General features: G+C 41.4%; 12 protein-coding genes. 10 read left to right on the plus strand and 2 right to left on the minus strand.

Features of this window, described 5'->3' with window-relative positions; genetic code table 11:
- Nucleotides 1–10 precede the first annotated feature (10 nt).
- The 9 genes from NFS34_RS07320 (at nt 11) to NFS34_RS07360 (ending at nt 9,413) form a co-directional block, all read left to right on the plus strand.
- Complete coding sequence (locus NFS34_RS07320; protein WP_251359280.1) at nt 11–523, plus strand: MotA/TolQ/ExbB proton channel family protein; 513 nt, start codon at nt 11–13, stop codon at nt 521–523.
- A 17-nt stretch (nt 524–540) separates the two neighbouring features.
- Nucleotides 541–942: a biopolymer transporter ExbD gene (locus NFS34_RS07325; RefSeq protein WP_251359281.1), complete on the plus strand. Its 402-nt coding sequence runs from the start codon at nt 541–543 to the stop codon at nt 940–942.
- Nucleotides 943–944: 2 nt separating this feature from the next.
- The gene (locus NFS34_RS07330; RefSeq protein ID WP_251359282.1) at nt 945–1,574 is read left to right on the plus strand and encodes an energy transducer TonB; all 630 of its coding nucleotides are present in this window, start codon (nt 945–947) and stop codon (nt 1,572–1,574) included.
- A gap of 9 nt (nt 1,575–1,583) precedes the next feature.
- On the plus strand, nt 1,584–2,948 hold the full coding sequence (locus NFS34_RS07335; RefSeq protein WP_251359283.1) for a tetratricopeptide repeat protein: 1,365 nt from the start codon (nt 1,584–1,586) through the stop codon (nt 2,946–2,948).
- Nucleotides 2,949–3,156: 208 nt separating this feature from the next.
- Nucleotides 3,157–4,803 carry a hypothetical protein gene (locus NFS34_RS07340; protein ID WP_251359284.1) on the plus strand — a complete coding sequence of 549 codons (1,647 nt, stop codon included), beginning with the start codon at nt 3,157–3,159 and terminating at the stop codon, nt 4,801–4,803.
- 120 nt (nt 4,804–4,923) lie between these two features.
- Nucleotides 4,924–6,306 (plus strand): YcjX family protein, encoded by a 1,383-nt coding sequence (locus NFS34_RS07345; protein ID WP_251359285.1) that lies wholly within the window; start codon nt 4,924–4,926, stop codon nt 6,304–6,306.
- Nucleotides 6,303–7,388 carry a YcjF family protein gene (locus tag NFS34_RS07350; RefSeq protein ID WP_251359286.1) on the plus strand — a complete coding sequence of 362 codons (1,086 nt, stop codon included), beginning with the start codon at nt 6,303–6,305 and terminating at the stop codon, nt 7,386–7,388. The genes NFS34_RS07345 and NFS34_RS07350 overlap by 4 nt, the downstream gene beginning before the upstream one ends.
- Nucleotides 7,389–7,417: 29 nt before the next feature.
- Nucleotides 7,418–8,215 (plus strand): ABC transporter ATP-binding protein, encoded by a 798-nt coding sequence (locus NFS34_RS07355; RefSeq protein WP_251359287.1) that lies wholly within the window; start codon nt 7,418–7,420, stop codon nt 8,213–8,215.
- A 1-nt stretch (nt 8,216) separates the two neighbouring features.
- Nucleotides 8,217–9,413 (plus strand): ABC transporter permease, encoded by a 1,197-nt coding sequence (locus tag NFS34_RS07360; RefSeq protein ID WP_251359288.1) that lies wholly within the window; start codon nt 8,217–8,219, stop codon nt 9,411–9,413.
- Nucleotides 9,414–9,483: 70 nt separating this feature from the next.
- Here the strand turns inward: NFS34_RS07360 and NFS34_RS07365 are convergent, their stop codons facing one another.
- Together NFS34_RS07365 and gloB are read right to left on the minus strand one after the other, a co-directional pair.
- The gene (locus tag NFS34_RS07365) at nt 9,484–10,899 is read right to left on the minus strand and encodes a LysM peptidoglycan-binding domain-containing protein (protein WP_251359289.1); all 1,416 of its coding nucleotides are present in this window, start codon (nt 10,897–10,899) and stop codon (nt 9,484–9,486) included.
- 19 nt (nt 10,900–10,918) lie between these two features.
- Nucleotides 10,919–11,689 carry a hydroxyacylglutathione hydrolase gene (gloB, locus tag NFS34_RS07370; RefSeq protein WP_251359290.1) on the minus strand — a complete coding sequence of 257 codons (771 nt, stop codon included), beginning with the start codon at nt 11,687–11,689 and terminating at the stop codon, nt 10,919–10,921.
- Nucleotides 11,690–11,775: 86 nt separating this feature from the next.
- Between gloB and NFS34_RS07375 the strand changes: the two genes are divergently transcribed.
- On the plus strand, nt 11,776–12,504 hold the full coding sequence (locus tag NFS34_RS07375) for an SAM-dependent methyltransferase (RefSeq protein ID WP_251359291.1): 729 nt from the start codon (nt 11,776–11,778) through the stop codon (nt 12,502–12,504).
- The last annotated feature ends 8 nt before the right edge of the window (nt 12,505–12,512 follow it).

Genomic DNA, 12,512 nt, shown 5'->3' on the forward strand with positions numbered 1-12,512 from the left:
GCGAATTGTTATGGAGCTAATCTATACAATTTTAGATTTTATCGACAAAGGCGGATGGGTCCTGTGGGTTATTGGGGCTGTCCTGTTCTTGATGTGGACATTTATCATTGAGCGTTATTGGTACATTTATGGTGAATTTCCCAAGCTGGCTCGTATCAAGATTGCTGAATGGGATGCGCGTGACGACACACTGTCTTGGCGTGCCCATCGGATCCGCGATTACTGGGTATCGGAAGCACGTGAATCATTAAATGCACGTTTGCTGCTAATAAAAACCTTGATTGCGGTTTGCCCGCTGTTGGGTTTGTTAGGAACGGTAACGGGTATGATTGACGTTTTCGACACTATGTCTGGACAAGGTTCAGGTTCTGCGCGCCAAATGGCCGGTGGGATCTTTAAGGCGACAATTCCCACCATGGCTGGGATGGTAGCAGCACTTTCTGGACTATTCGTTAGCAATCGTCTTGAGCAAGCGGCTTTTGTAAAGTCGCATCAGTTCGCTGATAGTCTTCCGCATCATTAAAATTTGGGTGAACCTTAATGGCAATTAGTACTCAAAAAAAGACAGAAGATGTAGAAATTGATATGACGCCGATGCTCGACATCGTCTTCATCATGTTGATTTTCTTTATTGTGACTACGGTTTTCGTAAAGCAAGCCGGCGTTGAAGTGAATAAAACTGAAGCGCTAACCTCAACGGCGCGTCCGGATGCTTATGTTTTTATCGCAATTGATGAGAATAACCAGATTCATATTGATAAAACGGTTGTTCAGAAAGCGGAAATTAAAGCAAAGTTAAACGCGATGCGTGTTGAAAACCCGAATGGCGATGTGGTGATACAGCCGGATAAAAAAGCTCGAGCAGGATTAGTCTTGGACGTGCTTGATCAGGCGAAACGAACCGGCGCCAAAGTCTCAATAGCAACAGAGCAGGTTAAATAATAATGGCTAGAATAGCGTTAAGTGCACTAATCTCATTAGGCATTGTAATCGGCTTGTTTTTGCTGATGAACAGTCTCATTAGTGCGGTATCCAAACCCGATGAAGCGGAAGTGCAAGCCGTGGACTTAGGTTTTGTGGAAGAAGAGAAAAAGGTTCAGCGTAAAGAGCGCCGAGTACCGAAGAAGCCACCACCACCAAAAGAGCCTCCACCACCGCAGCAGCAAGTGCAGCAGCAAAATAAAGTGGTAACCGCGATTGTCAATATTCAAGTAGAAAACTTGGATGCTACATTTGAAGGTGAAGGCCTGTATGCTGGTGCTTTAGGCTCAGGAGCTGGAGATTTTTCTGGTTTTGGTGATGGCGAAGCTATCCCTATTGCTACTTTTCCGCCTAACTATCCGCAAGAAGCGAATTTAAAAGGTATTGAAGGCTGGGTTGACTTCACCTTTGATATTGGTCCTGATGGCGCACCTTCAAATATTAAGGTGGTTGGTGCTAATCCACGCCGCGTTTTCGACAAAGAAGCTCGCCGAGCGATACGTCGCTGGAAGTTCAAGCCTAAAATGTATAATGGCCAACCCGTAGTACAGAAGAATATGCGTTATCGCCTTGAATTTAAACTAGAACAATAGGAGATGCAGATGATTAGAAAGTTAGCAATCTTTACCGCTTTAGCTTCCATATTGTCCGTCTCGACAACAGCTGATGCACTGGTATCGACTAAATATACGGGTTCATGCCAGTTTTTAGCCAAAGAAACGGGCAAGTATCCTGAGAAAAAGGTTAAAGGTTTTAAAAGTGAAGCCACCTTTAAAAAGATGCAAAATGCCAATCAGCTGATGGCTGATGGTAACAAGGCGCAAGCTAAAGCCATTTTGATGGAAATTAAAAATAGCTCTAGTGATAGTTTCACTTTATCTATCGTTAATCAATACCTTGCTCGTTTGGCATACGATGCCGGTAACTTTAACCAAGCTGTTCAGTACGCAAGACAAGTGGTGGAGTTAGATGCTTTGCCAGTTAATGCGATTTTAAGTATGAAAAAGCAAGTAGCTTATGCATATGTGGCTAAAAAGGATTATAAAAATGCCATTAACTGGCTTAAGCAGTATTTTGACCAGGTCATCAAGCCGCCGGTTTCTGACTATAAGATGCTAGCGCAGCTCTATTATCAAGATAAGCAGTATAAAAGTGCTATTTGTCCTTCATACATTGCTTTAAAGAAAACGAGCAAAGCAAAAGACAAGGAACCGTTATATAAAATGCTTTTCGGTATGCATTATCGGCTAAAAGATTTGGCGGGAAGTGCGAAAATCCTAGCGGAAATGATCAATTTTTACCCCAATAACAAGCAATATTGGGAGCAGCTATATTCGATTGAACACCAAAGAGGAGATACCAAAGCCGCGCTGGCGGTTTCAGAACTTGCCTATCAAAAAGGACTTTGGACTACGGAAAAAGAGATAAAAAATTTAGCTTCTATGCACGCTAATAATGGTTCGCCTTATAATGCTGCAGCTCGTATTGAAGAAGGCATAAAAAAGGGTATTGTTAAAAGTAATGTAGAAAATCTAAAACTTTTAGCTCGTTTTTTGGATCAGGCTAAAGCTGATGATAAAGCTATATCAGCGTATAGAAGGTTGATTAATACTACTGGCTCTGGCAAATATGCTTTTAGAATCGGTAATATTCACTTCAGCAAGGAAAAGTACAAAGAAGCCATTTCAGCCTTTAATGAGGCGGTACAGAAAGGCGGGCTCTCGAGTAGTGAAGCTGGTAATACCTATCTACAGCTTGGCGCTGCCAAGTTCTATTTAGGTCAGGAAGCAGGTGCTATTCAAGCTCTAAATAAGGCAAAAAATTATGAGCAAACTCGTAAAAGTGCTACATCTTGGGTAGGGTTTATTCAGGAAAAGCAAAGAATACGGGAGCTTATGAAAAAAGATGCTGCAGAGTTAGAAGCTGAAGTAGCCGCTGAGACTGAAAAAGCAGAAGAAACGGAATAACAATAAGGCCTCTTTTGAGGCCTTTCTTTTGATTGTCTACTTAATGAGCAAGCGTTCCTATTTAAAGCTATTCTTATTTAGCACTCTTTTTTTCTTCTCTAAGCTGTATGCATTTGATGCTCCGCCAATAGAGCGTTCTGTTAATGAAACTATTTCAGACAATCTTCGGATACAGCTGTTAAAAACGAATAGTAATAGCATTCACTATGTGATCAGCTTTTTAAATCAAGCATATGATCAGCAGAAACTTATTGCTGAGTTAGAAGATTTTTCTTTTCGAAATGGTATTTCCTTTGATGAGAAAGCTGATCGCCTTCATCAGACTTTTAGTTTTGAATTATCGCAAGCAAAGCTTGGTGATTTAAATAAAGTGCTTAGTGCCAGCTTGAGAAATTCGGCCAATATTAACATTAGTCTTATTGGCAACCTCAATATCCAAAAGCAACTAGGTGCCATGTATAGTGCTTGGGATAGTAAGAGCACCCTTTCCATTTCGCCTAGCGACAATGTTTTTACTAAGATCGTTGATAGAGAGTTGCTAAAAAATAAAGAAGCTTATTGGCAAACGGTGCTAGCCGCTTTAATTTATTGCGATAGTAGCAATTTAAATCAACTCAACTTTCGTCTTAGTGAAGATAAACTATCTTGTGTTTTGAACAGCCATCAGCAAGCCATAAGCGATGGCGATATTGCAGAGCTTAAAGCTAATTTCTTAGATTATCTAAATTTTAAACAAAGTACCTCCGCTGGCTTAATTGAGTTATTAAATATTACAGAGTTTGACGATAATTTAGCAAAATTACAGGAGCTAATTACTTACTTACCACAGATATCTATCGAGAAAGTTAGCCAAGAATATCATCAGTTGCTCTCCGATAATGGCCCCCGTTTACGTAAAGTTGCAGAAGATGGTGAGCTTGATAATGATGTGTTTTCTGATGAGCACCAGATATTGGTCAAGGCGCAAGATTTTGGTCATAAACTCCAATACTTAGCACTTTACTTGAATGTTAACTACCTTGAGTTTTGCGCTATTGTCCAGTGTCAAGAGCAAACTCAATTGGTCTATCAGTTTATTACTAAAGATCCCGTGTTAATTCTTTTTAAATTCGAACTTGGCTCAAGTGAAAAACTTGTTGATAAGGTAGTTAAGCAAATAATTCGCCCGCTGCTAAATAGCCAAGTGCCATTATCTCAAGAACAATTGAAGATTGAATTTATCGGTCAGGATGGAACCATTACTAACCCAATAGTCCAATATTCAAGTTTGTTTCAACAGAGCGATGCTCTAGCAGTCGAAAAAGCGTCTAATCTGATTAGGATTAGTGGTATTTCTACACCGCAATGGTCGATTAAGTTGGATCAGCTTGAGCTGGGCGATAGTACTTGGCCACTCTATCAATTTTATCAATATTGGTTGCGTTACTATCTGAGCAAAAACTCAATAGAGGGTTTGCAAATTAACCAATGGCAGTCCTTACGCAATAATGTCTTAGAGTTTGAGTCTGGCATGCCCGCTAATACGTTGATTTCTGCTTTATATCAATCCATAAGAGAATTTAACCTTAGCCTAAACCATGAGAGCTTTACTGCCGCAAAACAAGCCTTCTTGGCTAGAGTTGGGCTTATTGATGAAAGCACTGTCGAATATCAAGTATTGTCTTCAGTTTATCGGTTACCGATTAAAAATTATGTATCGCAAGCTATTGAAAGATTAGAATTTGCGGAGTTTAGCGCCTATGCTACATCTTTGATTAGTGATCCTAACCCTGCAATTATCAGTAGTGCTAAAAGCGCTCAAGAACTGAATGACGTGCAATTGCGCCAATTAATTCAAGCGCAAGCAGCGCAGTAGTCGCTCTAAATAGTCCTCAGCAGTATCCGCAATGAAATAATTTATTACTATTACTAACAGCATCTCACATCGTGATTGGCTATAATGGCCTTACAATACTAAAAAGGATCCAACGCTAGGGTGAAACAACAGTTAAAAGAAGCCGTTGAGCTGGTTGAACGTGGCTTAGATAAGAATGTACGGCTTTGTGTTACTGGGCTTAGCAGGGCAGGTAAAACTGCCTTTATAACCTCGTTCGTTAATCAGTTACTGCATCACAAGGATTCTTCTGGCTTACCCTTTTGGCTCTCGCACGCTGAAGGACGGATTCTAGCCGTAAAAATTGAGCAGCATCCAGAACTGCATATCCCAGCCTTTCCTTATGCCGACGCTTTAAAAGCGATTGAGGAAGAAGCCAGCTGGCCGCAATCAACCCGCAACGTAAGCCAAATTCGATTGAGTATCAAATACAAAATCAAAAATCGTTGGGTTAAAAAACTGCAGCAAGTGAGTCATCTTAAGGTAGATATTGTAGACTATCCGGGTGAATGGCTTTTGGATCTGCCACTCTTGCAAATGAATTATCAGCAATGGTCTCGGCAGTTTTATAATTGGCTTGCGCAAGAACCGCAAAAATCGTTATCCAAACAGTTTCATGAGTCATTGAAAGGGTTTGATGCTAGTCAACAATACGATGAGGCTCAGCTAAAAAAAATCAGCCAAAGTTTTCGTGGATTTTTAATCGACTGTAAGCAGCAAGGCTCAGGGATCCATTGTATTCAGCCAGGGCGCTTCGTGCTTCCGGGTGATCTTGATGGTGCGCCAGTATTGGACTTTTTTCCGTGTCTTGATAACGTTAAAGTTGATATTAGCAATACCAACTTTGCACAGTTAGAAAAGCGTTATGATTATTACCAAGAGCAAATTGTTAAGCCTTTTTTTAAAGAGTATTTTTCGAAGGTTGATAGACAAGTGCTATTGGTTGACTGCTTAGAAGTGCTCAATCAAGGGTATGATTCATACAAGGAATTGCAAAGTACTTTAACCAAATTAATCACCAGCTTTAACTATGGCGAGTCAAATTGGTTTAAGCGCATGTTCCAACCGAGTATCAGCAAATTGCTCGTGGCCGCAAGTAAATCGGATCACCTTCCACCAGAGCAGCACCCTAATTTAAAAAAGTTTTTAAGTAATATGCTCAATCACTCGGAAAACCTAGTGGGCTATCAAGGCGTAGAGGTTGAGAATACGGTGTTTAGCGCGATTGAAGTAACTCAGCCAGTAAAGACTGATTATCAGGGCCAAACATTAATATGTGTAAAAGGGCTGGAGCTTGATAGCGGTAAAGAAGTCGTCAATTATCCAGGAAAAATTCCTACCCAGCCAATGACAAAGACACAATGGCAGCAGCAAGCATTTAACTTTGTTGATTTTGCTATTCCGGAACTGCCGGTTGGCGAAGCACTGCCACACCAACGAATGGATCAGGTGATTCAAGCGCTGATAGGAGATAAATTTTTATGAGTGATAAGCCGGTTAAGTTTGAGTCAGATGCGATAAAAGCTAGCACAATCGAACAGCAAGAAACCTTACTTGATAATGAGGCTTTACTTAATGCTGACGACAAAAATTTACCAGTGACCAGCGGTAATCTAAAGTTAAAACCGCAACAAAAGAAACAGAGTTGGAGTCGTTATTTCTGGCGATCTTTTGCCGCTTTGGTAGTAGCTGGCGCGACATATGAAGCTTGGCAGTTTATCCAAGCCAGTTTTTCGATTAATCCGCTATTGGGTTGGGGGGTAACGGCTTTAACTGCTTTAACCCTTGTAGCAGGTGTCGGTGCGCTGATCAAAGGTCGTATTAAGTCGCGTCGGTTAAAGCGGCGTTTAAAATTACAAAAGCAATTAGAGGCGTTAGAAGCAAGCGATTCCTATGGTCAGTCGCTGGGACTGTTGGAGCAAATTAATGATGAAATTATCCAAGAGGTGGATATTAGTCAAGCTCTTGCGAATTTTGAACAGCAGAAATCTTATTCGCATAATGACAAAGAATTGTTACAGATTTATTCTAATCAGGTGCTTTCGGGCTTAGACCGGTTAGCAATGGATGCTATTAGCAAACATGCCAGTGAATCCGCTGTGATGGTTGCTCTTAGCCCCTTAGCCGCTGCTGATATGGCCCTGGTAGCATGGCGTTCGAGTAAAATGCTGCAAGAAATCTCAAGAATTTATGGTTGTCCGCAGAATGTTTTTGGTCGCTTTGGCTTGACCAAACAGGTAGCAACTAATTTAATGTTGGCGGGTGCTTCGGAATTGGTCGCCGATGCAGGAGTTGAACTGTTAGGGAAAAGCTTAACCGCAACTATTTCGGGAAAAGTTGCGCAAGGTATAGGCGTCGGTATTTTGATCGCGCGACTGGGGATCCAAACCATGAAGCTTTGCCGACCTATGCAGTTCGATGAGGATAGCCAGCCGCGACTTAGTCAGTTGCGTAAACTTATCAGCGAAAGAGTTTTATCGATTGTTAAAACAAAAAATTCAGCACAATCAGATAAACCTGAATTAGCAAAATCCGAATCCAACAAAGCGAAACGAAAATCAAGTTAAACAAAACCAATTTAAACCAGGGGAACCTAATGATTGAATTGAAGAACCTTGCCAAAACTTTTGCATACGATAAAAAGGAAGCAAAAGCTCGGCAAAAAAAAGTAGTGAAAGATCCTCGTGAAGGAGAGGGTGTTTTTCATGCGGTAAAAGATGTTAGCTTTAATGTTGAGCCAGGCAAGGTTTTAGGACTGTTGGGTCCCAACGGTGCGGGTAAAACCACTACTTTGCGGATGCTATCAACAGCGCTGCAACCAACTTCTGGCCAGATTTTAATCGATGGTAAGGATGTTACTAAAGATCCTTTATACGCTACCAAACAGATTGGTTTTTTATCGGGAAAAACAGGTCTTTACCACCGATTAACGGTGCAAGAAAACGTTGAATACTTTGGCCGTATGCACGGCTTATCGAATCAAGAATTGGCGCAGCGGGTAGATCAAATCTTCACCATGCTCGATATGCATTCTTTTGCTGCGAAAAGGGCTGATGATTTATCGACTGGTATGTCACAAAGAGCTTCGATCGCGCGCGCAGTAATTCATAACCCAAAAGTTTTGGTGTTTGATGAACCTACCACTGGTTTAGATGTGATTTCAGCAAAAACCGTCTTGGATTTTATCGAATCTTATCGTGGTAGCGATATGTCGGTAATTTTTTCGACCCATCATTTACATGAAGTGGAGCAGCTCTGCGATCAGGTCTGCTTGATCGACTTGGGCGTATCTAAGTTCTTTGGTTCCACAGCAGAGTTTGCAGCTCTATCAGAAAACCAAGATCTCTATTCATCTTTCTTAAAATTAGTAGAAGAACAACCGGAGGTAGCATAGTATGTGGCTGATTTATAAAAAAGAAATCCTAGAAATGCTGCGTGATAAGCGGACCTTGATTTTTTCAATTCTACTGCCAACGCTAATTTTTCCAGTGATATTTTTCTTTTTAGGAAAATTCACCATGGATAAAACCAAGGAAGCACAAGAAAAAGAAATAAATATTGCCTTTGTTAATGTACAGCAGATGCCAGGCCTAGAACCTTTATTCACTAAAGAAAAAGGGTTTAATAAAAAAACCTTAGAGTCAGATGATTTTAAATCGGCTATTTTAAACAAAGAGGTGGATTATATTTTAGAGGTTTCTGTGGAATCACAACTGCCAGTGCTGACTAAATCCCAACAGGAAATAACCCTGTATTATAAAGGTTCTTCGCGTCTTAATAATATTATGACGACACGGGTTAATAAAATTATCGATGCTTTTAACAATGCGCAAAGACGTGAGCTTGGTGCCGTTTTTAACTTGTCTAATGATAATGTTAAAGCGTTCAACTCTCCATTAGAAGTTAAGAAAGAAAATTTTGCCACTAAGCGTGAAAGAACTGGCGAAATGGTTGGGCCTATGACTGCTTATATTTTGATTTTATTAGCCGTTGCTGGCGCTATGTATCCAGCACTTGAAATAGGCGTAGGGGAGAAAGAGCGCGGTACGCTTGAAACCTTGTTGCTAACTCCAATGCCAAAAAGCAATATGGTTTTAGCTAAGTTTGCTGTTATTTTTACTACCAGTTTTTTATCCGTGGCAGTAACGTTGCTCAGTTATCTGTTCTGGACCTATATATTTACCCTCGGCGGTAAAATGATCAATTTAAGTTTCTTGTCTAACATTTCCTCGCTCGATATTTTATTGGTGGCAGTGTTATTGATTCCGTTGACCAGTATTTTTGCATCATTGATGCTGTGCGCTTCTATCTATGCAAAAAATATGAAAGAGGCTCAAGCTTATATGTCGCCGATTATGATGATGGGCTTTTTGCCAGTAATTATCGCTTTTGTACCAGGAATGGAGCTAAACTGGAAAACTGCCATGATACCGGTAACTAACGTAGCGCTAGCCATGAAAGATCTGATTAAAGGCACTGTGGACTATAGTTTAATTGGGGTATTGTTAGCATCAACGCTAGTGATTGCAGGAGCGATGCTATATTTTGCTACTCAATTCTTCAAAAAGGAAAAGGTATTATTTAGAAGCTAAACATCAGTTTATAACAGCAATAAAAAAGAGCGCTTAGGCGCTCTTTTTTATCTGGTTTAGATAAGTAATATTAAGATGAAGGCCATATCTTTAGGGGTTGTCCAATCTTGAGAACCTTCTTTTTATTAAGCCCATTCCATTTGGCAATTTTAGACGTAGTAACTTTAAATTTTCGGGCGATTTTCCAGAGGCTATCTCCGGAGCGTACTCGATAGACTTTATATTTACGGCGCTTTTGGTTTTTATTTAAAGTGCTAAAAAAGGTTTGTTCTTCTTTTTTCACTTCAACCATGCCAGGGAGTTTTAAGACTTGGCCGATTTGTAATCGATCGGATTTTAGGCCATTTAATTGTTTTATTGCTGTTACGTTGGTTTGGTTGTTATGGGCAATTTTACTTAAATTGTCCCCTGCTTTGACTTGGTAACTAAAGCTAACTTTAAACAATTCCGCAGGAGTGTTTTGCAGTTTAAATTCGAATTCTTCTAGTGATTCAATCGGCACTAAAATACTGGCATTTTTAATTTCTGCCGGTATAAAAAGCTTATTATAAGCAGGGTTTAACCCATAAAACTCGGTTTTATCAAGTCCTGTTAAGGTAGCAAGCTGCGCCAGATTCGCAGGTGCGGCAATGTCTAGGCTGGCAAAAACTGGAGTGTTTTTTATCTCCGTTAGCGCTAAATTAAATTGTGGCTGATTGATTAAAACGTTAGCAAGAGCAAGCCATTTAGGCACATGACGCATGGTTTCTTTGGGCAGTTTTAATGACCAGTAGTCGGTGGCTTTGCCAGCTTTTCTGTTCTTTTTGATGGCTTTTAAGACATTACCTTCGCCTAGGTTATAAGCTGCCACGGTTAGCAACCAATCGCCATCAAACATTTTATTCAAATATTGGTAGTAAGTCAGGGCTGCATCGGTGGACGCAACGATATCACGGCGTCCGTCATACCATTGATTGATCTCAAGGCCGAAACCTTTGGCTGTTTTTGGCATGAATTGCCATAGCCCAGCCGCTTGTACTACCGAGTGTGCTAAAGGATCAAAATTGCTTTCGACCATCGGCGTGAAAGCTAGCTCCAGCGGCATTTTGCGCTTTTCTAGCTCTTGAATTATGTAATATAAATAAGGTGCTGCTTTATCGGTCTTTTTATTTAAAAGGCGTTTATGTTTTAAAAAATAAGTTTCGAAAGCACTGATTCTTGGGTGCTTAATGGCGGTTAATTCTTGCCGCGCAGCCATATAATCCCAGAGACTGGTTTCGGGCGGTGGTGCGGCGATTTCGCCAGTTGCTTCTTCAGCAATCAGCTGCGGAGATTTGTGTTTAGATACTGACGCAATTTGCTCACTCGGCTGCTCCAGAGCTTGCTCTTGCGATTCGCTAGTTTCAGAGGCTAAGCCTTCTCGTTTTAAGGAGCAGCTACTCAGTCCAAGCATAGCAACGGTGGTTAAGAGTAATACTTTCAGGCAGTTAGAAGGGTTTTTGCGCATTATGGATATGATCTTTAGGTTAGAAGTTATCTTTTAGTCGGCGGATTGTAGCAAAAATTTGCCAGTCATGCTTGGCCGCTGGGTCCGCTGAATGTGCCGCCTTGATCACAGGAGCTTGATCGCAGCGTAAAAAAGGGTTACTCGCCAGCTCGCTGGCAATGGTCGACGGCAAGGTTGCTTGCTGTTGCTTTCTTCGCTGTTGCGATTCGGCTATTAACTGCTTGACGACTTGGTTGTCAGGCTCAACCGACTCGGCAAAGGCTAAGTTGCTTAAGGTGTATTCATGGGTGCAATAGACTTGGGTTTGCGGCGGTAATTGGGCTAGTTTTTGTAAGGATTGGTAGAACTGTTTGGGTTCGCCTTCAAACATGCGTCCGCATCCTGCTTTAAATAAGGTGTCGCCACAAAATAGCCACTGTCGATGAGGTTCGTAGTAAGCAATATGGCCTAGGGTATGACCAGGGACATGTAGGATCTCAAATTGGTATTGATCATCGAAAATTACAATAGATTCAGGCTCATTTAGCGCTTCATCAACAAAATCGAGGTTATCGTGGACTGAGCCATAAACTCGTGCACCAGTGGCTTGTTTCAGCGCTTTGACCCCGCCAATATGATCATTGTGATAGTGGGTTATCAAAATCGAATCGAGTTTAAGTTGATGCTCTTCAAGGTAGTCGAACACCGGTTGGCTATCGCCAGGATCAACCACACACAGCCGCTGCTGGGTTGGATGGTGAAGCGCCCAGATGTAGTTATCGGTAAAAGCTTTGATCGGTTCTATTTTCATCGAGTTGTTAACGAGGTTTAATCCAGTATAAGCTAACGCGGTTACTTGCCAGTCAAATCGCAAAGGGTTAGCATGACCTTAATAAGTTGCAGTTAGGAAGTCAAACCAGTTTGAGTGTATTGGCAGAGCTAAGTTGGCCGCTGATCCCAGCCGGCAACCGGATCCGTTATATTTGGCAAGAATGGTTGCAAGATCATTTGCAGGACTATCATGGCGGCGGTATTTTGCTGACCTTGGATAGCCTTACTCAAAGCTTAAGTATGCCGGACAGGGGATTTGAATTGCAGCTTAAAGTTGGCCCCGGTCTTGCTCATTCAGTTCACGCCGAGCCTGAGAGCTTGCCCGTCGATGCCGATTCGATTCAAGCGGCGGTGGTAAGCTTTGGTTTTGATTATACTCAGACTGGCTCGGTACTTTTGGGTGAGATTCATCGAGCCTTAGAGCCGCAAGGGTTGCTGTATAGCTTGTTATTAGCACCAAATAATCCCTGGTGTCTGAAATCGAAAGTCGGTTTAAGCGATCCTAGAAAATTATTGCCGCAGCAGAGTATTGGTCTTAATCGTTTTAATGATTGGTTAGGACTTTTGGGCTTTGAGATTGATGAAGTAGAGACTTTAGCATGTCCTTGGTGGCGTGGTTTTAGCCATTTTCAAAAAACATCCGAGATGAACAAGGCGTGGCTTTCCGCACCGATAGCTTATATGATCAAGGCACAGAAAAAAGTGGCCACCATGAATCCTATCAAGCCGTTAGAAAAGGAATCGACGGTGGCAATAGGGGCGATGGCGAACCTTTCCACCAAGCAGTCTTGTTAATCAAAAAT

This window comes from Kangiella sp. TOML190 (genome assembly GCF_023706045.1).
Lineage (GTDB): Bacteria > Pseudomonadota > Gammaproteobacteria > Enterobacterales > Kangiellaceae > Kangiella.

What these genes read in the sequence shown, in the direction of transcription:
- NFS34_RS07335 (WP_251359283.1), top strand. Translation starts at nt 1,584, where the DNA reads ATGATTAGAAAGTTAGCAATCTTTACCGCTTTAGCTTCCATATTGTCC.
- NFS34_RS07325 (WP_251359281.1), top strand. Translation starts at nt 541, where the DNA reads ATGGCAATTAGTACTCAAAAAAAGACAGAAGATGTAGAAATTGATATG.
- NFS34_RS07365 (WP_251359289.1), bottom strand. Translation starts at nt 10,899, where the DNA reads ATGCGCAAAAACCCTTCTAACTGCCTGAAAGTATTACTCTTAACCACC.
- NFS34_RS07355 (WP_251359287.1), top strand. Translation starts at nt 7,418, where the DNA reads ATGATTGAATTGAAGAACCTTGCCAAAACTTTTGCATACGATAAAAAG.
- NFS34_RS07350 (WP_251359286.1), top strand. Translation starts at nt 6,303, where the DNA reads ATGAGTGATAAGCCGGTTAAGTTTGAGTCAGATGCGATAAAAGCTAGC.
- gloB (WP_251359290.1), bottom strand. Translation starts at nt 11,689, where the DNA reads ATGAAAATAGAACCGATCAAAGCTTTTACCGATAACTACATCTGGGCG.
- NFS34_RS07320 (WP_251359280.1), top strand. Translation starts at nt 11, where the DNA reads ATGGAGCTAATCTATACAATTTTAGATTTTATCGACAAAGGCGGATGG.
- NFS34_RS07360 (WP_251359288.1), top strand. Translation starts at nt 8,217, where the DNA reads ATGTGGCTGATTTATAAAAAAGAAATCCTAGAAATGCTGCGTGATAAG.
- NFS34_RS07330 (WP_251359282.1), top strand. Translation starts at nt 945, where the DNA reads ATGGCTAGAATAGCGTTAAGTGCACTAATCTCATTAGGCATTGTAATC.